A 17,376-nucleotide genomic window follows, 5' to 3' on the forward strand; every position below is an offset into this window, starting at 1 on the left:
CCAGCCCAACCGCCGCCGTCATCCTGACGAAAGTCAGGACCCAGGGTAATCGAACGGTGTCCTATGTGGCTCTGGGTCCTGACTTTCGTCAGGATGACGGGTGGGGGTGAGGCGAGGCGGTTGCATTCCCTCTTTTGGCAAGGATCGATCCGCCCTAGATCAAAGCGATGGCCACGCCCCCCGTCACCGAACTGACCGATCGCGCGCGCGACATTTTTCGTGCGGTGGTCGACAGCTACCTGGCGAGCGGCTCGCCAGTCGGGTCGAAGACGATCGCGCAACTGACCGGTCTCAGCCTCTCGCCCGCGTCGATTCGCGGCGTGATGGGCGAACTTGAAGGCCTTGGCCTGCTTGCCAGCCCGCATACAAGTGCCGGCCGCATGCCGACCGATCGGGGCTTGCGGCTGTTCGTCGACGGCATGATGCAGGCGATGGAGCCGTCGTTCGAGGAGCGCCAGACGATCGAGGCACGCGCCGGGGTCGGTGGCCCGGTCGAGGAGGCGCTCGCCGCGACCACGCTCGCGCTGTCGGGGCTGTCGGCGTGCGCCGGGCTGGTGATGGTGCCCAAGCGCGAGCTGAAGCTGCGCCAGATCGCGTTCGTCGCGCTGTCGCCGGAACAGGCGCTGGCGGTGCTGGTCAGCGAGGACGGCTCGGTCGAGAACCGCGTGATCGCGCTGCCCAAGGGCATGTCGCCGTCCGCGCTAATCGAGGCGGGCAACTACATGTCGGCGACGCTTGGCGGGCTGACGCTGGCGGACGCACGGACCCGGATCGAGCGCGAGTTGGCGGACGGGCAGGCGGCGCTCGACGGCGCGGCGCGGACGCTGGTCGAGCGCGGGATCGCGGTGTGGAGCGAGGATGCGGATCGCCGCCCGGTGCTGATCGTGCGCGGGCAGGGGCGGCTGATCGATGCGGCCGTCGCCGCCGATCTCGACCGGGTCCGCGACCTGCTCGACGATCTCGAGGGAAAGCAGGAAGTCGCATCGCTTCTGGACAGCGCGCGGGCGGGCGATTCGACCCGGATTTTCATCGGTGCGGAGACCAAATTGTTCGCGTTGTCAGGGTCTTCGGTGATCGCCCGACCGTTCCGCGGATTGGACGGCCGGGTGGTCGGCGTGGTCGGCGTGATCGGGCCGACGCGGTTGAACTATGCGCGCGTCGTGCCCATGGTGGATTTCACGGCTGCAACGCTCGCCCGGTTGATGGGTTGAGCCGGCCCAATTTATAGGGAAAACCATGTCCGACATCGACCAGAACACGCCTGCAGACCTGCGCGAAGAGACCGCCGAAGCCGCACCCGAAGTGGCGTCGAACGACCGCGTCGCCGAGCTCGAGAACCAGCTAGCGGAGGCCAAGCAGAACGTCCTCTACGCGCAGGCCGAGATCCAGAACGTCCGCCGCCGCGCCGAGAAGGAAGCGCAGGACGCCCGCGCCTATGCCGCGACCGCGTTCGCGCGCGACGTGCTGTCTGTTGCGGACAACCTCTCGCGGGGGCTGTCGGCGATCCCCGCGGACCTGCGTGCGGACGACAAGATGAAGGGCCTCGTCACCGGGCTGGAAGCGACCGGTCGCGAGCTGGAGAGCGTGTTCCAGCGCCACGGCATCACCAAGATCGCCGCGGAGGGCCAGATGCTTGATCCTAACAAGCACCAGGCGATGCTGGAGGTCCCGAGCGACCAGCCTGCCGGGACGATCGTTCAGGAGATGCAGGCTGGCTACATGATCAAGGACCGTCTGCTGCGGCCTGCGATGGTCGGCGTCGCCAAGGCTGGGTGATACCGTCTTGCTCCCCTCCCTGACAGGGAGGGGCTGGGGGTGGGTCGGCCAGTTGGCTGTCGGTGCGCCCGCCCCAGACCGACCCACCCCCGACCCCTCCCTTCCAGGGAGGGGGGAGAGCAGCGATGAACCAGAATCTTACGACCGATCGCCAGACTTTCGTCACGCATCTCGAATGCTCGATTACCGGCGAGCGATATGAGGCGGATCAGCTTCACGGGCTGTCGCGCGCCGGGCGACCGTTGCTGGTGCGCTACGACCTCAACGCAGTGCGGTCCGCGGTTTCGCGTGACACGATCGAGGCGCGGCCGACCGACCTGTGGCGGTGGCGCGAACTGCTCCCCGTCCGCCATACTACCAACATCGTCAGCCTCGGCGAGATCGAGACGCCGCTGGTGCCGCTGACCAAGTCCGGCGGCCCCAACGTGCTCGTGAAGGACGAAGGCCGCCTTCCGACCGGCAGCTTCAAAGCTCGAGGCCTCGTCATGGCCGTCGCGATGGCGAAGGAACTCGGCGTCACGAAGATCGCGATGCCAACAAACGGCAATGCGGGCGCGGCGCTGGCGGCGTACGCCACGCGCTGCGGGATCGAGACGATCGTGTTCTGTCCGGACGACACCCCCGAGATCAACGTCCGCGAGATCGCGATGCAGGGCGCGCGGGTCTGGCGCGTCAACGGCCTGATCGACGACTGCGGCGCGATCGTGGGGAAGGGCGCCGCCGAAGGGCGCTGGTTCGATTTCTCGACGCTGAAGGAGCCCTATCGGATCGAGGGCAAGAAGACGATGGGGCTCGAAATCGCCGCGCAGTTCGGCTGGAAGCTTCCGCAAGCAATCTTCTACCCGACCGGCGGCGGTACCGGGCTGATCGGAATGTGGAAGGCGTTCGACGAACTCGAAAAGCTCGGCTGGATCGGCTCGGAGCGGCCCAAGATGTTCGCGGTGCAGGCGAGCGGTTGCGCGCCGATTGTCCGCGCTTTCGAAGCGGGCGAGGAACATGCCGAGCGTTGGGAGGATGCGAGCACCGTTGCGGCCGGCATTCGCGTGCCGAAGGCGGTCGGTGACTTCCTGATCCTCCGCGCGGTACGTGAGAGCGGTGGGCAGGCGCTCGCGGTCGGCGATCCGGCGATCCTGAAGGCGGTCGACGCGGCCGCGAGGCAGGACGGGTTGCTGCTATGCCCCGAGGGCGGCGCGACGTTGGCCGCCTATCATCAGGCGCTGAACACGGGGTTGGTCGACGAGGACGACAAGGTCGTTCTTTTCAACTGCGCGACCGGATTGAAATATCCGATGCCCGAGGCGCCGCAAGCGCTTGATAGAACACGACCTATCGATTTCGACGCGCTGTAATCGGCGGATTTCTGCCGATCTGGTGGATCGCGATCTACCAGATCGATGGTTGAAATTGATCCATGTTGGCTGCAACGGGGCGCCCTTCTTTACAAAAAGGGTTCCCAATGCAGAAAATCGTCCAGGTCGTTTGTGTCGTGCTCATCGCCGCGGCGGTGATGTTCGGCGGGCGTTGGTACATGTACGTCGCGCGCGGTTCGAGCCCGTATGACGAGGTCGGCATTGCGCTGAACGGTTATGCGCCGGGGCCGATGCGTGCCTGGGGCTGCCACAAGATGCAGGCGCGGTTCCCGGGGCAGTTGCCGCCTTATGGGTGTGGTGGGCCGGATGGTCGTAGCTGGCTCTGAGGCCACTGCCGTTATTCCGGCGGTTGCTGAGATGTTGGGAAGTGCCCCTGCCTCCCGTCATCCTGACGAACGTCAGGACCCAGAGTAACTCAGGACGCCGACCGTGGCTCTGGGTCCTGACGTTCGTCAGGATGACGTGGTGTGTCAGGATGGCGGGGGGTGTTGGCGGGACGAGCGGGCGTGAATGGCAGCACCGTCTCGTACTGCGCGAGCGGTGGCGCGCCGGCCACCTTCGCGCCCGCACGCAGCAGGAAGGCGTGCCGCACGATCTCGCCCTGTTGCTCGATGCCGTAGCGGTGCAGCGCCACCCCAGGCCGGAACGCATAGTCGTACCGACACCACGGATGCCGCGCCAAGGGCAGGAACACGCCGCGCTGGTGCTGCCAGATGTGGGTCATTTCGTGGATGAAGAGCCCCTGCAACGTCAGATTGGCGTGCGCGAAGTCGTCGCACCAGAGGTTGCCCTTGGGGTGGAAGTGGATGCAGCCGCGAGGCGCCATCACCGTATCGCGCGGCTGGAAGAACGCCCATTTGCTGCGCGCCAAACTCACCGAAGAGTAATCGATCGCGCCCCCGAACACCGATGCCGCGAGCGCCGTCTCCCCCTCGGTAAGCCCGCGCCTTGAGCCTGCTCCGGTCACTTCCCTACCGGGGTTCCCGCCGCGACCACGGTCGCGTTGTTTATGATCCGCGTCCCATCGGCGAACGCGAACGTCAGCGTCACGCGATCGGCGGGCTTGATCCCCGAATTCATGTCGAACAGCATCACGTGCCGCCCGCCCGGCGCGAACGCCACATCCGTGTTCGCCGGAATCTCCACGCGAGTCAGCGGCGTCATCGTCGACATGCCGCCCTTGTCCATCGTCTCGTGCATTTCCGACTTGATCGCGACGTCGGTCGTGGCCGAGATCAGCGTCGCCGGCGCCGGCCCGCCATGCACCGTGAAATACGCCGCCGCAGGCCGCCCGGTGACGGCGCCGAGCCGCACCCAGGCCCCGTCGACGGACAGTTCCTTCGGCGGCGAGCACGACGCCAGTGCCATCGCGGCAACACCCAGTCCGAAAACGATACGCATAGGTTACTTTTCTCCGGGCCCTGCCTCTTGCGCATCCTATGACGGGTACAATCTTGCGGCAAGCGCGAGGCCACCTATATCGCGCCCATCATCAGAAAGGTTCCACTGCCGTAACGGGGTGGAACCGGTTTCGTATTTTCGTTTCAAGTGAGGGGCTAATCAGAACTCATGGCTAAAGTAATCGGTATCGATCTCGGCACGACCAACAGCTGCGTTTCCGTCATGGAAGGCGGCAAGCCCAAGGTCATCGAAAATTCCGAGGGCGCGCGCACCACGCCGTCGATCGTCGCGTTCGCCAAGGACGGCGAGCGACTGGTCGGCCAGCCGGCCAAGCGCCAGGCAGTGACGAACGGCGACAACACCATCTTCGCGGTGAAGCGCCTGATCGGCCGTCGTTTCGACGATCCGATCACCAAGAAGGACACCGAGCTGGTCCCGTACAAGATCTCGCGCGGCCCGAACGGCGACGCCTGGGTCTCGGCGGGCGGCAAGGATTATTCGCCGTCGCAGATCTCGGCGTTCACGCTGCAGAAGATGAAGGAAACCGCCGAGTCGTATCTCGGCGAGACGGTCACGCAGGCGGTCATCACCGTTCCCGCTTACTTTAACGATGCCCAGCGCCAGGCGACCAAGGACGCCGGCCAGATCGCCGGTCTCGAAGTGCTGCGCATCATTAACGAGCCGACTGCGGCGGCGCTAGCCTACGGCCTCGACAAGCAGGACGGCAAGACGATCGCGGTCTACGATCTCGGCGGCGGCACGTTCGACATTTCGGTGCTGGAAATCGGCGACGGCGTGTTCGAGGTGAAGGCCACCAACGGCGACACGTTCCTCGGCGGTGAGGATTTCGACAACAAGATCGTCCAGTATCTCGCCGACGAGTTCAAGAAGGCCGAGGGCATCGACCTCGCCAAGGATAAGCTGGCGCTGCAGCGTCTGAAGGAAGCGGCCGAGAAGGCGAAGATCGAGCTGTCGTCGGCGCAGTCGACCGAGGTCAACCTGCCCTTCATCACCGCTGACCAGAACGGCCCGAAGCATCTTGTGAAGTCGATCACCCGCGCCGACCTGGAGCGGATGGTCGAGGACCTGGTCAAGCGCACGCTCGAGCCTTGCCGCAAGGCGCTCGCCGATGGCGGCCTGAAGCCCGAGGACATCTCGGAAGTCGTGCTGGTCGGCGGCATGACGCGCATGCCGCGCGTCCGTGAAGTCGTGAAGCAGTTCTTCGGCAAGGAGCCGCACACCGGCGTCAACCCGGACGAGGTCGTCGCGATGGGCGCCGCGATCCAGGCCGGCGTGCTGCAGGGCGACGTCAAGGACGTGCTGTTGCTCGACGTGACGCCGCTGTCGCTGGGCATCGAGACGCTGGGTGGCGTGTTCACCCGGATGATCGATCGCAACACGACGATCCCGACCAAGAAGTCGCAGACCTACTCGACCGCTGACGACAACCAGGGCGCGGTGACGATCCGCGTGTTCCAGGGCGAGCGCGAGATGGCGGCCGACAACAAGATGCTCGGCAATTTCGATCTCGTCGGCATTCCGCCCGCACCGCGCGGCGTGCCGCAGATCGAGGTTACGTTCGACATCGATGCGAACGGCCTCGTCAGCGTTTCGGCCAAGGACAAGGGCACCGGCAAGGAGCAGCAGATCCGCATCCAGGCATCGGGTGGCCTGTCGGACAACGACATCGACCAGATGGTCCGCGACGCCGAGACCTTCGCCGAGGAGGACAAGAAGCGTCGTGCGGGTGCCGAGGCGAAGAACAACGCCGAGTCGCTGGTCCACACCACCGAGCGTCAGCTGGCGGACAATGGCGACAAGGTCGACGAGTCGCTGAAGACCGAGATCCAGGCCGCGATCGACGCGACCAAGGCGGCGGTCGAGAGCGGCGATGCGGATGCGATGACCGAGAAGAGCACCGCGCTCGCCCAGGTCGCGATGAAGCTCGGCCAGGCGATCTACGAGAAGCAGGCCCAGGCGGATGCTTCGCCATCGGCTGACGGCGACGCGGCGAAGAAGGACGACGACGTCGTCGACGCCGAGTTCTCGGAAGTCGACGACAACCCGAAGGCGTAACCGAAACTCCCTCTCCCCTTTGGGGAGAGGGCCGGGGTGAGGGGCAGCCACGAGCGTTGCCGCCCGGAACTGCCCCTCACCCAACCCTCTCCCCGGAGGGGAGAGGGCTAAGAGGGCCGCTATGAGTACCCAGACAGATTATTACGAACTGCTCGAATGCGAGCGGACCGCGGATGCGGGGACGATCAAGTCGTCCTATCGCAAGCTCGCGATGAAGTATCACCCGGACAAGAATGCCGGCTGCAAGGATTCCGAGGCGCAGTTCAAGGCGGTCAGCGAGGCGTACGAGTGCCTCAAGGACCCGCAGAAGCGTGCGGCCTATGATCGCTTCGGCCATGCCGCGTTCCAGAACGGCGGCGGCGGTAGTCACGGAGGCGGCGCGCAGGATTTCGGCGGCTTCAGCGACATCTTCGAAAGCGTCTTCGGCGAGTTCATGGGCGGCGCACAGCGCGGCGGCGGCCGGTCTGCAGCCCGGCGCGGTGCGGACCTGCGCTACGATATGGAAGTCAGCCTGGAGGAAGCCTTCCACGGCAAGACGACCGAGATCACGATCGACGTCTCCGCGCTCTGCGACACCTGCGATGGCTCGGGCGCGAAGGCCGGTACGCGCGCGAAGACCTGCCAGCATTGCGGCGGTCACGGTAAAGTCCGCGCGCAGCAGGGCTTCTTCGTGGTCGAGCGCGCTTGCCCGGTCTGCAACGGCGCGGGCGAAGTCATCGCCGACCCGTGCCCAGATTGCCGTGGCGAAGGCCGTGTCGAGAAGACCAAGACGCTCTCGATCAACGTCCCCCCCGGTGTCGATGAAGGCACGCGGATTCGCATGTCGGGCGAGGGCGAGGCGGGCGCACGCGGCGCGCCGTCCGGCGACCTCTACATCTTCCTCCACGTGACCAAGCACAACCTGTTCGAACGTGAAGGCACGACGTTGTTCGCGCGCGCGCCGATCAGCTTCACGGTCGCATCCCTCGGCGGATCGCTGTCGATCCCCGGACTCGACGGTCGCACGCACGAGGTGAAGATCCCGGCGGGCATCCAGTCGGGCAAGCAACTCCGCCAGCGCGGCGCCGGCATGCCGGTATTGCAGGGCCGCGGCCACGGCGATCTGGTCGTCCAGATCGACGTCGAAACCCCCACGCGTCTCAGCAACCGCCAGAAGGAACTGCTCGAGATGTTCCGCGAGACCGAGACGGGTGACGAATGCCCGGCCAGTCAGGGCTTCTTCGCCAAGCTGAAGGGCGTGTTCGCGGGGGAGTAAGCCCGGCTACATACTGAACCAAAGGGGGGCGAAATGCTGGCATGTCTTTTCACCGCGATCGCCTGTTGGCTGCTCATGGCCACCGCCCCCCGGACGTCGATCGGCAAGGCGATGCGCCGAGCGCTGATCGACAAGCCTGCGGCGCGGTCGGCACGGTTCACGCGAGGCGATGCCGCGGTCATGTTCCTGCTGATGCTGACGGCGGCGATGGTCACGCTCGTCGGAGAAGGCGACGGCATTCGACTACTCACTCTGGCCGCCCCCGATGTCGCGATCTGGATCACGACGTTCGAGGTCTCAGCCTATGTCGACATTCTCATGGCGCTGGCCGCTGCGGCATCCAGTCTGCGCGTTCGGGGCTTCATGACGCGCTGGCTCGGCGTTTTCACTCGCCGCCCGGCTGCAAAAGCGCACAAGCGTGCGATCCGCTCGCGGAAAACGCGGTCGACGAATGCAGACAACGATGACGACAGACATTGGCGTCAAACCGCGCTCGCAGCCTGACGTGGGGAATGAGTTCGGGCTTGCCTCACCCGCATCATCCGCCAGAATGAAGCTCGAACACCGAGGAATGATATGCGCGGACAGGTTTTAGGCGTCGATCCCCGCACGGGCGAAGGGCTCGTCGCAGGGCAGGACGGACAGCGCTACCGGTTCGCGCGCGAGGACTGGGCGCATCGCGGCGAACCTGCGATCGGCCTGGAAGTCGATTTCGAGGCCGCGAACGACCGTGCGCTCAGCGTCTTCCCGATGCCGACCGCACCAGGCCCTCGTCGCGCCGTTCCGCCCGAGGCCCTCCCGACCAACGATCGCAACAAATATGTCGCGGCTGTGATGGCGTTCGTGATCGGCACACTCGGCATCCACCGTTTCTACCTCGGCCGGACCGGCTCGGGGATCATCATGCTGGTGCTCACGCTCACGGTCGTCGGCCTGGTCATCAGCGCGCCGTGGGCGTTGATCGACATGATCCGCTATCTGGTGATGTCCGACGAGGAATTCGCCGCGCGCTATCCGCGTAAGCGGTAAGGACCGTCGATCTGACCGGCATCGCTTGAATTCTCCCCCGCCAGGGGGGGGTGGCTGGCTCTTGCCAGACGGAGGGGGGGCATGCGCAAACTCCGGCTCCGTGTCCTCCCCCTCCGTCACCTTCGGCGACACCTCCCCCTGACGGGGGAGGATCAGTAGAGGGGAGGCTCACTTACGACAGGTCAGTCGCGATCGCGTTCAAGCTTCGTGACCTTGCCGTTATGCGGGTCGACATGGAATTCGTACTTCACACCACGCCGCGCGGCTTCGCCTTCCCAATGGCCGTCGTCGGCCTCGATCTTGGTGACCTTGTAACCGCGCTTGGCAAGCATTGTCGTCACCCGCGCACTACTGATCCACCCGCGGCCAGGTTCGTCGGCGAAGGCGGGCGCGCTGGCCATCGCGGTCATGGCGAAGGCGGCAGCGATCAGGATGGGTTTCGACATGATACGATCTCCTTGGTTAGGCGTGTTGAACGCTGGGAGACCGATTTGGTTCGGGATCAACGGCTTACGGGGTAAGATGCTACTCGCGCGAAAACTCGGGCCCTAGCCGCGCCCCCTCGGGAGGGGGCGGGCGGGCCGATGGATCAGAAGGCGGTGATGACCACCCCGACCACCAGCGCTTGAGCCGCGATCGCCAGCATGGTGCTGGTCACGGTTTCGAACATGCGCATGGGTAGGTCTCCGATGCCGGAAACATATCCGGCAAGGGCGATATGGCTATAGTTGCGCGCTGTCGCAATTTTGTAACACGTAATCGCAATTGCGTTGCGTGCATCTAGGGACGGTTTGGGGCGGTCCGCCGTCCAGCGTCGCCCGTTATCCTGACGAAAGTCAGGTTCGAGAGCCAAGCAGGACGGCGTTTTGTAACTCTGGATCCTGACTTTCGTCCGGATGACGAGGGAGTCAGGCGGCGCCGAACACCCGGGTGAAGATCGTGTCGACGTGCTTCAGGTGATAGCCGAGGTCGAACTTGTCTTCGAGTTCGGCATCCGACAGCGTCACTTCCGGATCCGCCTTCAGCAGTTCGAGCAATGACAGCGCGCCGTCCGAATCCCACACCTTCATTGCGTTGCGCTGGACCAGCCGATACGCGTCCTCGCGGCTCACCCCCGCCTGCGTCAACGCCAGCAGCACGCGCTGCGAATGGACGAGGCCGCCCATCTTGTTGAGGTTCTTCAACATCCGCTCGGGGTACACGACCAGCTTGTCCATCACGCCGGTGAGCCGCGCGAGCGCGAAGTCGAGCGTGATCGTCGCATCCGGGCCGATATAGCGCTCGACCGACGAGTGCGAGATGTCGCGCTCATGCCAGAGCGCGACGTTCTCCATCGCCGGCGTGACATACCCGCGCACCATCCGCGCGAGGCCGGTGAGGTTCTCGGTCAGCACCGGATTGCGCTTGTGCGGCATCGCCGACGAACCCTTCTGGCCGGGCGAGAAGAACTCTTCCGCCTCGAGCACCTCGGTGCGCTGCAGATGCCGAACCTCAGTCGCGAGCCGCTCGATCGAGCTGGCGATCACGCCCAAGGTCGCGAAGAACATCGCGTGGCGATCGCGCGGGATCACCTGCGTCGAGACCGGCTCGACCGACAGCCCGAGCTTGCCCGCGACATATTCCTCGACGAACGGATCGATGTTCGCGAACGTCCCCACCGCACCCGAGATCGCGCAGGTCGCGACGTCCTCGCGCGCCGCCACCAGCCGCGCCCGGTTGCGGGCGAACTCGGCATGCGCCTGCGCCAGCTTCAGCCCGAAGGTCACCGGCTCGGCGTGGATGCCGTGGCTGCGGCCGATCGTCGGCGTCATCTTGTGCTCGCGCGCGCGGCGTTCGAGCACCACCAGCAGCGCATCGAGATCGGCGATCAGGATGTCGCTAGCCTTCGCCAGCTGCACCGCGAGGCACGTATCGAGCACGTCGGACGAGGTCATGCCCTGGTGCATGAAGCGCGCTTCAGGCCCCACATGCTCCGCGACGTTGGTCAGGAAGGCGATGACGTCGTGCTTGGTCTCGCGCTCGATCTCGTCGATCCGGTCGACCTCGAAAGCGCCCTTTTCCCAGATCGCGGCGGCGGCTTCCTTGGGTACCACGCCAAGTTCGGCGAGCGCGTCGGTGGCGTGCGCCTCAATCTCGAACCAGATCTTGAAGCGCGCTTCGGGCGTCCAGATCGCGACCATGTCGGGGCGGGAATAGCGGGGGACCATCGGGTTTCCTCGGGAGCGTGAAGGGTAGGGCGCGTCGCGTGCCGTTCGGCCCGCGGCTGCTCGCGAAACGCGGTAGCAGGACGCAGGAGAAGGTTCAAATCATCGCCAGGGGGTTATGTATCGAAGTATGTCGGCGTATACCGATAATAGATTGATCGCGGTATCGAGACTATAATCGGATCGATAGCCCGAGCCTTCAGTACAAGCGTAGAACTGCATTGGAGATATGCAATGTTGAAATTTGCTATGATTGCAGGTGTGGCGATGATCGCTGCGCCGGTATTGGCGCAAACCACGACCGGGTCGGTGCAGGGCTCGCCATCCGGTACGGCTGCTGTTCCATCCAGTACGTCAGGCGATGGTGCTGTATCCGGACAACAGGGCACGCCGACCGACGCGGTGCCGATGCAGTCCGCCGCGCGCGAACAGCCGGCGACGGGCAGCCAGGTGGCACAGGTCGTCGACACCGAATTTCCGACCTATGACAAGAATGGCGACGGCAAGCTCAGCGCGACGGAGTTCGGCGGCTGGATGGTTGCGCTGAAGAGCAAGACCGATCCGACGACCAAGCCGGATGCGCCTGAGACGAAGAAATGGGTCTCCACGGCGTTTGCGCAGGCCGATACCGACAAGAACAAGTCGCTGACGAAGACAGAGCTGACCAGCTTCCTGTCGCAGGGTTGATCTGCCCCGGGCGGGTTATGCCGCCGTCGCACAACACGCCGCACAACACAGGGCCGTCGAACGCGTTCGGCGGCCTTTTCGGTCAGGTGCCAAGCGTTCCCGTCGCCATCAGTAACAGGAACGGGCTGCGGACGGCGTCCGAGGCGCTGGCGAGCAGCCGCCGCATACGCGCGTCATAGGCGTCCACCGGATCCGTCGCGCGGCGGTGCGCCATCGTCCATCCGCCGAACTGACGGTCGCGGATCGAAATATTGTGCTGCAACGACAGGCCGTGGTGGCGATGATCGTTCAAGATCCGCTTGAACGTCGAGTCGATGCTTGCAGTCGGACCCTCGATCACTTGCAGAAACCGCGTGCCGTCGGACCACAGCAAACCGGTAATGCCGTCTATCGCGTTGTTATGACGTGATTGTTCCAATATTCCCACGAGGTCGGCCTTGTCGCCCGTCACCGTACTCGAGCTGACATAGAGAATTTGGCGCATCGGGTCTCCGGTCTGTCTTCGTGACAGATGGATACTCGGAAATGCAGCACAGCGTCTTGCCGTGGATCAACCGGTCTTCCGGGCGGCTCGTTCCTCCGCTGCGCGGGTTTCGGCCAGGATCTGGCCTTGCGCTTCGGCGGCGCCATCGAGCAGTCGATCCGACGTCTCGGCGGCGGCCTCGGGGGTCAGCGACACCGCGACGCCGTCAGGTCCATCGACCATGACCTGTCCGTGTTCGGCGGTCACCGTCGAGGGTTCGTCGTGCAATCTGTTGTCCACCACCGGGTACTCCTTCGTCAGGTCAACGAAGGTCGCCGTCAAAAGACACGGCGATATCCCGGCTCGGCCGCCTATTTATCACTGCGTTAGATCAATCCCTGCGCGCGTAAACTGACATGGCCGCCCGTGCCCATCACGATATGGTCGTGCACGGTGATACCGAGCCGTTTGCCCGCCTCGGCGATCGTCCGCGTGATGTCGATATCGGCGCGGCTGGGGGAGGGGTCGCCGCTCGGGTGATTGTGGACGAGGATGATCGACGCGGAGCCGAGGTCGATCGCGCGGCGGATGACTTCGCGGACGTACACTGCGGCCTGGTCGATCGACCCCTTGCTCATCACCTCGTCGCGAATCAGCATGTTCTTGGTGTTCAGATGCAGAACCCGGAAGCGCTCGATCGCGTGGTGCGCCATGTCCGCGCGGAGATAGTCGAGCAGCGCCTGCCAGTTGGCGAGCACCGGGCGGTCGCTGACGTGTGATTGCAGCAGGCGGATCGCGGCGGCGTGCGCGATCTTGATCGCGGCGGTCGAGATGTCGCCCATGCCCTTCACCCGGCCGAGTGCCTCGGCATCCGCGGTCAGCACGCCGCCTATCCCCCCGAACTCGCGCATCAGCGCCTTGGCGAGCGCCTTCGTGTCGCCGCGCGGAATGGCGATCGCGAGTAGGTATTCGATGAGTTCATGGTCGAGCAACGCGTCGCTGCCGCCTTCGAACAGGCGTTTGCGGAGGCGGCCGCGATGGCCCTTCAGATCGTCCCCCCGGACGTCAGCGTCTTCGTCCGGATCGGCCATTTTGCGATGCTAGCACATCCCTGGGCAATTGCATGACGCCCTCGCTCACGCCTATGCAGAGGCTTGGAACGTGGCGGAGTGCGTTGGTGAGCGAGACGAGCGAGACGGGGGCCGACCCCGGGGCCCATCCTCGCCGTCCTGCGACTGCCCGCCGCGTTGCGCTGGGGATCGCGCTGCTTCTAATCGCCGGTCTGGTCGTGCTGTGGCTGGTGCGGAAGCCGATCGCCGAGGGGTTCATCGATCGGGAACTCGCTAAGGCCGGCGTGCCTGCGCGGTACGACATCGCGGACCTTGCGCTGGGTGGCCAGCGACTGACCAATGTCGTGATCGGCGATCCGGCGCATCCCGATCTCGTCGCCGACTGGGTCGAGACGCGGACCGGCGTCGGGCTGTCTGGGCCGTATCTGGATGGCGTGCGCGCGGGGAAAGTCCGGCTGCGCGGGCGACTGGTGGGCGGCAAGGTGTCGCTCGGCGCGATCGACAAACTGTTGCCGGCGCCGTCGGGGAAGCCGTTCGCGTTGCCCGCGCTCGACGTGTCGGTCGCCGACGGGCGGATGCGGCTGGAGACACCGCAAGGGATCGTCGGGTTGAAGCTCGCCGGCTCCGGCAAGCTCGATGACGGGTTCCGCGGTACGTTGGCAGCGATCAGCGAGAGGCTCGATGTCGGCGGGTGCGTGATCGATCGGCTCGCGGCGACGGTGAAGTTGCGGATCGACGCGGCGAAACCGACGATCACGGGGCCGGTGCGCGTCTCGCGGCTTGCCTGCGGGACGACGCAGGCGGAGCGGATCGCGGCGAATCTGGACGTCGGCCTCTCCGCGGCGCTCGATCGCTGGCAGGGTAAGGCGACGCTCAAGACCGGCGCGGCACGGACGCCGGGCGCGACCTTGGCTGGTGTCGGGGGCACGATCGACTTCACCGGAACCGCGGCGGCGACCGGCGGCAAGGCGGACATCGCCGCCGATACGGTTCGCACCACCGAGGGCGGCGCGCGGCGGGTTGCGCTCGCGGGCACGTACCGGATCGGCAAGCAGATCGCGTTCGACGGGCGCGTCCAGGCTAGCGGGGCCGCCGTGGCGCAGAAGCGACTCGCGGGACTTGTGGGGATCGGTAGAGCGGCCGCGGGAACGCCTGTTGCACCACTGGCGAGCGCGATCACGCAGGCGGTCCAGAAGGCAGGCCGCGGGTTTGCTGCGGACGCCGACCTGCGCGTGCAGATCGAGGGCGGACGCGGCAAGGCGGTTCTGTCCCGTCTCGCGCTCGCCTCCGCCAGCGGTGCGCGGGTGGCGCTTGGCGGCGGGAGCGGGGTTGCGTTCGGCTGGCCGAACGGTGGCGTGCGGCTCGACACGGTGCTCGCGATGCGCGGCGGCGGGTTGCCTGAGGCGCGCGTGTCGCTCGCACAGGCGAAACCGGGCGCGGCGATCCGCGGCGTCGCCACCATCGCGCCCTATGCGGTGGGGGATGCGCGACTGGCACTGACCCCCGTTACCTTCAGCGCGACGCCGGGCGGGGCAACCTCGATCGCGACGCGCGTTACGCTCGGGGGACCGATCGGTACGGGCGGTCCCGGCAACCGGGTCGATGGCCTGTCGATGCCGGTTGTTGCGCTTTGGGACGGTCGCGGGCGGCTGGTCGTCAACACCGGTTGCGCGCCTTTGGCAGTCCAGCGCTTTGCGATCTCCGGCCTCGTGCTCGATCCGTCGCGGTTGACCTTGTGTCCGCTCGACGGCGCGCTGGTCCAGATCAACGGCGCTCGGGTGAGCGGTGGTGCGAAGATCGCCGCGGCCAGGCTGGGCGGGCGACTCGGCACTACCCCGATCACGCTTGCCACCGCGGGAGCGACCGTGCGGCTGGCGGATCGCGGCTTTGCGATCGACGGCGTGCAGACCCGGATCGGCGCGCCCGAACGTGTCACGCGACTCGACTTCGCCACCGTCAAGGGCCGCATGACGGGGCAGGGCGTGGCGGGCGCGTTCACGGGTGGCTCGGGACAGATCGCCAACGTGCCGCTGTTGCTTGGCGAAGCCGCCGGCGACTGGACGCTCGTCAAAGGCGCGCTCAACCTCACCGGCGCGATGGGGGTATCCGATGCCGCGCCGACGCCGCGGTTCAAGCCGCTTGCCGCACGCGCCGTGACTCTCGCGCTGGTCAACGGCACGATCACAGCCGCCGGCACGCTGATAGAGCCGACCACTAACACCAAAGTCGCCGACGTCACGCTGACCCACGCGCTGGGTGCCGGCGCAGGCAAGGCCGACCTGAACGTGCCCGCGATCGCCTTCGCCAAGGACAAGCTGCAACCCGACGCGCTCACCCCGCTGACCTTCGGCGTGATCGCCGATGTCAACGGATCGGTCAGCGGCGAGGGGCATATCGCCTGGAGCCCCGACGGCGTGACCAGCACCGGCGTGTTCCGTACCGCGGGCACCGATCTCGCCGCTGCATTCGGACCGGTCACGGGGATCGCGACCGAGATCCGCTTCACCGACCTGCTCAATCTCCAGAGCGCGCCGGGTCAGGTGGCGACGATCCGCACGCTCAACCCCGGCATCCCGGTCACCGACGGCACGATCCGCTACCAGACGCTGCCGGGGGCGCGCGTGCAGGTCGAGGGCGGGCGGTGGCCGTTCGCGGGGGGATCGCTGACGCTTGACCCGACGCTGCTCGATTTCTCCGCGCAGTCCGAGCGGCGAATGACGTTCCACGTCGCCAACATGGCGGCGGACCAGTTCTTGCAACAGTTCGATTTCAAGAATCTCGACGCGACCGGGATCTTCGACGGCGTGCTGCCGATGATCTTCGACGAGACCGGCGGCCGGATCGAAGGCGGCGACCTGCGCGTCCGGCCGGGCGGCGGCACGCTCGCCTATGTCGGCGACCTCAGCCAGAAGGATCTCGGCGTCTGGGCGAACATCGCGTTCGGCGCGCTGAAGTCGCTCCGCTACCAGTCGCTGCGCGTCGGCCTGAACGGGCCGCTTGCCGGCGAGATGGTCACCGACGTGCGGTTCGCCGGGATCAGCCAGGGCGAGGGGGCGAAGGCGAACTTCATCGTCCGTCGCCTGCAGAAACTGCCGTTCATCTTCAACATCCGGATCAAGGCGCCCTTCCGCGGGCTGCTCGATTCGGCGCAGAGCTTCTATGATCCGAAACGGCTGATCCAGCGCAACTTGCCGGCGCTGCTTCAGCAGCAGTCGGCGCCGCCTCCTCCGAAACCCCCAACCATTCAGCCTCCCGCAAGCAGGATCGTGCCATGACCGAAACAGGATTGAAGAAGCTGGAGCAAAGGCCGATCTTGCGTAGGATGACGAGGACGATCGCGATTATCGGGCTGTTGGCCGCCCTGCCGGGCTGCATCAACGTGTCGGCGCCCGACAAGCCGATCGAGATCAACCTCAACATCAACGTCACGCAGGAAGTGGTCTATCGTCTCGATGGCGAGGCGAAATCGTTGATCCAGCAGAATCCGGGGATATTCTAAGATGAAGACCAAGGTCCTTATGATGGTTGCCGCAGCGGCGGCTCTCGGTGGCCTGTCTGTCGCGGCGACCGCGCAGCGCGATCCGGCCTACGCCGCGGCGCGTGCGGGCGGCGAGGTCGGCGAGCAGCCCGACGGCTATCTGGGGCTGGTCGGTGCGGCGAGCGGCGATCTGCGTGCGCTGGTCAACAACATCAATATCCAGCGCAAGTCGGCGTACACGCAAAAGGCGCAGGCGAGCGGCGCGACGGTCGAGCAACTCGCCTTCACCAGTGGTTGCAACCTGATCATGCAGACCAACCCCGGCGAGAAGTACAAGACCCCCAACGGCGTCTGGAAGACCCGCACCGCCGGCGCCCCGGAACGCGATTCGCGCTGCGTTTGAGCAACTCGGGTAAAGGCGCGACGCTTTCCTAGTTCGTCATCCTGGGCTCGACCCAGGATCCAGAGCCAAGCACGGTTCGCTTGTGGCTCTTTATCCTGACTTTCGTCAGGATGACGGGCTGGGCATCAGTCGCCATCCTGCTACCTAGCGCCAGTAACCCAACC

Annotated in this window: 20 protein-coding genes; 12 read left to right on the plus strand and 8 right to left on the minus strand. The window is 65.8% G+C overall.

Features of this window, described 5'->3' with window-relative positions:
- The first annotated feature begins 167 nt into the window (after positions 1 to 167).
- The 4 genes from hrcA (at position 168) to O6W96_RS15005 (ending at position 3,472) form a co-directional block, all read left to right on the plus strand.
- Positions 168 to 1,211 (plus strand): heat-inducible transcriptional repressor HrcA, encoded by a 1,044-nt coding sequence (hrcA, locus tag O6W96_RS14990; protein ID WP_353470319.1) that lies wholly within the window; start codon positions 168 to 170, stop codon positions 1,209 to 1,211.
- 25 nt (positions 1,212 to 1,236) lie between these two features.
- On the plus strand, positions 1,237 to 1,776 hold the full coding sequence (grpE, locus tag O6W96_RS14995) for a nucleotide exchange factor GrpE (protein WP_056488509.1): 540 nt from the start codon (positions 1,237 to 1,239) through the stop codon (positions 1,774 to 1,776).
- A 125-nt stretch (positions 1,777 to 1,901) separates the two neighbouring features.
- Positions 1,902 to 3,125, plus strand: coding sequence for a threonine synthase (locus O6W96_RS15000; RefSeq protein ID WP_353470320.1), 1,224 nt, complete (start codon positions 1,902 to 1,904; stop codon positions 3,123 to 3,125).
- A 107-nt stretch (positions 3,126 to 3,232) separates the two neighbouring features.
- Positions 3,233 to 3,472 (plus strand): hypothetical protein, encoded by a 240-nt coding sequence (locus O6W96_RS15005; RefSeq protein ID WP_093399753.1) that lies wholly within the window; start codon positions 3,233 to 3,235, stop codon positions 3,470 to 3,472.
- Between the two features lie 89 nt (positions 3,473 to 3,561).
- Here O6W96_RS15005 and O6W96_RS15010 read toward each other — a convergent pair whose 3' ends face one another.
- Both O6W96_RS15010 and O6W96_RS15015 read right to left on the minus strand, forming a co-directional pair.
- Positions 3,562 to 4,113: a vgr related protein gene (locus O6W96_RS15010; protein WP_353470321.1), complete on the minus strand. Its 552-nt coding sequence runs from the start codon at positions 4,111 to 4,113 to the stop codon at positions 3,562 to 3,564.
- Complete coding sequence (locus O6W96_RS15015) at positions 4,110 to 4,547, minus strand: copper chaperone PCu(A)C (protein ID WP_353470322.1); 438 nt, start codon at positions 4,545 to 4,547, stop codon at positions 4,110 to 4,112. The genes O6W96_RS15010 and O6W96_RS15015 overlap by 4 nt, the downstream gene beginning before the upstream one ends.
- A 168-nt stretch (positions 4,548 to 4,715) precedes the next feature.
- On the opposite strand from O6W96_RS15015, the gene dnaK reads away from it, so the two are divergent.
- The 4 genes from dnaK to O6W96_RS15035 all read left to right on the plus strand — a co-directional run bounded on the left by dnaK (position 4,716) and on the right by O6W96_RS15035 (position 8,907).
- The gene (dnaK, locus tag O6W96_RS15020; protein WP_056055380.1) at positions 4,716 to 6,623 is read left to right on the plus strand and encodes a molecular chaperone DnaK; all 1,908 of its coding nucleotides are present in this window, start codon (positions 4,716 to 4,718) and stop codon (positions 6,621 to 6,623) included.
- Positions 6,624 to 6,744: 121 nt separating this feature from the next.
- Positions 6,745 to 7,878 (plus strand): molecular chaperone DnaJ, encoded by a 1,134-nt coding sequence (dnaJ, locus tag O6W96_RS15025; RefSeq protein ID WP_136191008.1) that lies wholly within the window; start codon positions 6,745 to 6,747, stop codon positions 7,876 to 7,878.
- Between the two features lie 33 nt (positions 7,879 to 7,911).
- Positions 7,912 to 8,382: a hypothetical protein gene (locus O6W96_RS15030; RefSeq protein ID WP_353470323.1), complete on the plus strand. Its 471-nt coding sequence runs from the start codon at positions 7,912 to 7,914 to the stop codon at positions 8,380 to 8,382.
- A gap of 72 nt (positions 8,383 to 8,454) precedes the next feature.
- Positions 8,455 to 8,907 (plus strand): TM2 domain-containing protein, encoded by a 453-nt coding sequence (locus O6W96_RS15035; RefSeq protein ID WP_353470324.1) that lies wholly within the window; start codon positions 8,455 to 8,457, stop codon positions 8,905 to 8,907.
- 182 nt (positions 8,908 to 9,089) lie between these two features.
- Here O6W96_RS15035 and O6W96_RS15040 read toward each other — a convergent pair whose 3' ends face one another.
- The 3 genes from O6W96_RS15040 to purB form a co-directional block, all read right to left on the minus strand.
- Positions 9,090 to 9,353 carry a PepSY domain-containing protein gene (locus O6W96_RS15040; RefSeq protein ID WP_353470325.1) on the minus strand — a complete coding sequence of 88 codons (264 nt, stop codon included), beginning with the start codon at positions 9,351 to 9,353 and terminating at the stop codon, positions 9,090 to 9,092.
- Between the two features lie 143 nt (positions 9,354 to 9,496).
- Positions 9,497 to 9,760 carry a hypothetical protein gene (locus O6W96_RS15045; RefSeq protein WP_353470326.1) on the minus strand — a complete coding sequence of 88 codons (264 nt, stop codon included), beginning with the start codon at positions 9,758 to 9,760 and terminating at the stop codon, positions 9,497 to 9,499.
- A 55-nt stretch (positions 9,761 to 9,815) separates the two neighbouring features.
- Positions 9,816 to 11,114, minus strand: coding sequence for an adenylosuccinate lyase (gene purB, locus O6W96_RS15050; RefSeq protein ID WP_082444356.1), 1,299 nt, complete (start codon positions 11,112 to 11,114; stop codon positions 9,816 to 9,818).
- Between the two features lie 231 nt (positions 11,115 to 11,345).
- On the opposite strand from purB, the gene O6W96_RS15055 reads away from it, so the two are divergent.
- A complete protein-coding gene (locus tag O6W96_RS15055) occupies positions 11,346 to 11,798 on the plus strand; it encodes an EF-hand domain-containing protein (protein ID WP_353470327.1) in 453 nt (150 codons plus the stop codon).
- Positions 11,799 to 11,880: 82 nt separating this feature from the next.
- Here O6W96_RS15055 and O6W96_RS15060 read toward each other — a convergent pair whose 3' ends face one another.
- The 3 genes from O6W96_RS15060 to radC all read right to left on the minus strand — a co-directional run bounded on the left by O6W96_RS15060 (position 11,881) and on the right by radC (position 13,352).
- Positions 11,881 to 12,282: a BLUF domain-containing protein gene (locus tag O6W96_RS15060; protein ID WP_353470328.1), complete on the minus strand. Its 402-nt coding sequence runs from the start codon at positions 12,280 to 12,282 to the stop codon at positions 11,881 to 11,883.
- A gap of 66 nt (positions 12,283 to 12,348) precedes the next feature.
- Positions 12,349 to 12,561, minus strand: a complete 213-nt coding sequence (locus tag O6W96_RS15065; protein WP_192146643.1) for a hypothetical protein — start codon at positions 12,559 to 12,561, stop codon at positions 12,349 to 12,351.
- Positions 12,562 to 12,647: 86 nt separating this feature from the next.
- Positions 12,648 to 13,352: a RadC family protein gene (gene radC / locus O6W96_RS15070; RefSeq protein WP_353470329.1), complete on the minus strand. Its 705-nt coding sequence runs from the start codon at positions 13,350 to 13,352 to the stop codon at positions 12,648 to 12,650.
- A gap of 86 nt (positions 13,353 to 13,438) precedes the next feature.
- Here radC and O6W96_RS15075 point away from each other — a divergent pair, with 86 nt between their 5' ends.
- Genes O6W96_RS15075 through O6W96_RS15085 form a run of 3 tightly spaced genes read left to right on the plus strand, consistent with a single transcriptional unit; the run spans position 13,439 to position 17,212 of the window.
- On the plus strand, positions 13,439 to 16,606 hold the full coding sequence (locus tag O6W96_RS15075; protein ID WP_353470330.1) for a YdbH domain-containing protein: 3,168 nt from the start codon (positions 13,439 to 13,441) through the stop codon (positions 16,604 to 16,606).
- Positions 16,603 to 16,830, plus strand: a complete 228-nt coding sequence (locus O6W96_RS15080) for a YnbE family lipoprotein (protein ID WP_207901148.1) — start codon at positions 16,603 to 16,605, stop codon at positions 16,828 to 16,830. Before O6W96_RS15075 ends, O6W96_RS15080 begins: the two co-directional genes overlap by 4 nt.
- Position 16,831: 1 nt before the next feature.
- Positions 16,832 to 17,212 (plus strand): YdbL family protein, encoded by a 381-nt coding sequence (locus O6W96_RS15085; protein WP_107954431.1) that lies wholly within the window; start codon positions 16,832 to 16,834, stop codon positions 17,210 to 17,212.
- The last annotated feature ends 164 nt before the right edge of the window (positions 17,213 to 17,376 follow it).

It is taken from the genome of Sphingomonas faeni (assembly GCF_040407495.1).
In the GTDB taxonomy this organism is placed as follows: domain Bacteria; phylum Pseudomonadota; class Alphaproteobacteria; order Sphingomonadales; family Sphingomonadaceae; genus Sphingomonas; species Sphingomonas faeni_D.

Coding starts and splice junctions, on each gene's coding strand:
- hrcA (WP_353470319.1), top strand. CDS start 168: ATGGCCACGCCCCCCGTCACCGAACTGACCGATCGCGCGCGCGACATT.
- grpE (WP_056488509.1), top strand. CDS start 1,237: ATGTCCGACATCGACCAGAACACGCCTGCAGACCTGCGCGAAGAGACC.
- O6W96_RS15000 (WP_353470320.1), top strand. CDS start 1,902: ATGAACCAGAATCTTACGACCGATCGCCAGACTTTCGTCACGCATCTC.
- O6W96_RS15005 (WP_093399753.1), top strand. CDS start 3,233: ATGCAGAAAATCGTCCAGGTCGTTTGTGTCGTGCTCATCGCCGCGGCG.
- O6W96_RS15015 (WP_353470322.1), bottom strand. CDS start 4,547: ATGCGTATCGTTTTCGGACTGGGTGTTGCCGCGATGGCACTGGCGTCG.
- dnaK (WP_056055380.1), top strand. CDS start 4,716: ATGGCTAAAGTAATCGGTATCGATCTCGGCACGACCAACAGCTGCGTT.
- dnaJ (WP_136191008.1), top strand. CDS start 6,745: ATGAGTACCCAGACAGATTATTACGAACTGCTCGAATGCGAGCGGACC.
- O6W96_RS15030 (WP_353470323.1), top strand. CDS start 7,912: ATGCTGGCATGTCTTTTCACCGCGATCGCCTGTTGGCTGCTCATGGCC.
- O6W96_RS15035 (WP_353470324.1), top strand. CDS start 8,455: ATGCGCGGACAGGTTTTAGGCGTCGATCCCCGCACGGGCGAAGGGCTC.
- O6W96_RS15040 (WP_353470325.1), bottom strand. CDS start 9,353: ATGTCGAAACCCATCCTGATCGCTGCCGCCTTCGCCATGACCGCGATG.
- purB (WP_082444356.1), bottom strand. CDS start 11,114: ATGGTCCCCCGCTATTCCCGCCCCGACATGGTCGCGATCTGGACGCCC.
- O6W96_RS15055 (WP_353470327.1), top strand. CDS start 11,346: ATGTTGAAATTTGCTATGATTGCAGGTGTGGCGATGATCGCTGCGCCG.
- O6W96_RS15060 (WP_353470328.1), bottom strand. CDS start 12,282: ATGCGCCAAATTCTCTATGTCAGCTCGAGTACGGTGACGGGCGACAAG.
- radC (WP_353470329.1), bottom strand. CDS start 13,352: ATGGCCGATCCGGACGAAGACGCTGACGTCCGGGGGGACGATCTGAAG.
- O6W96_RS15080 (WP_207901148.1), top strand. CDS start 16,603: ATGACCGAAACAGGATTGAAGAAGCTGGAGCAAAGGCCGATCTTGCGT.
- O6W96_RS15085 (WP_107954431.1), top strand. CDS start 16,832: ATGAAGACCAAGGTCCTTATGATGGTTGCCGCAGCGGCGGCTCTCGGT.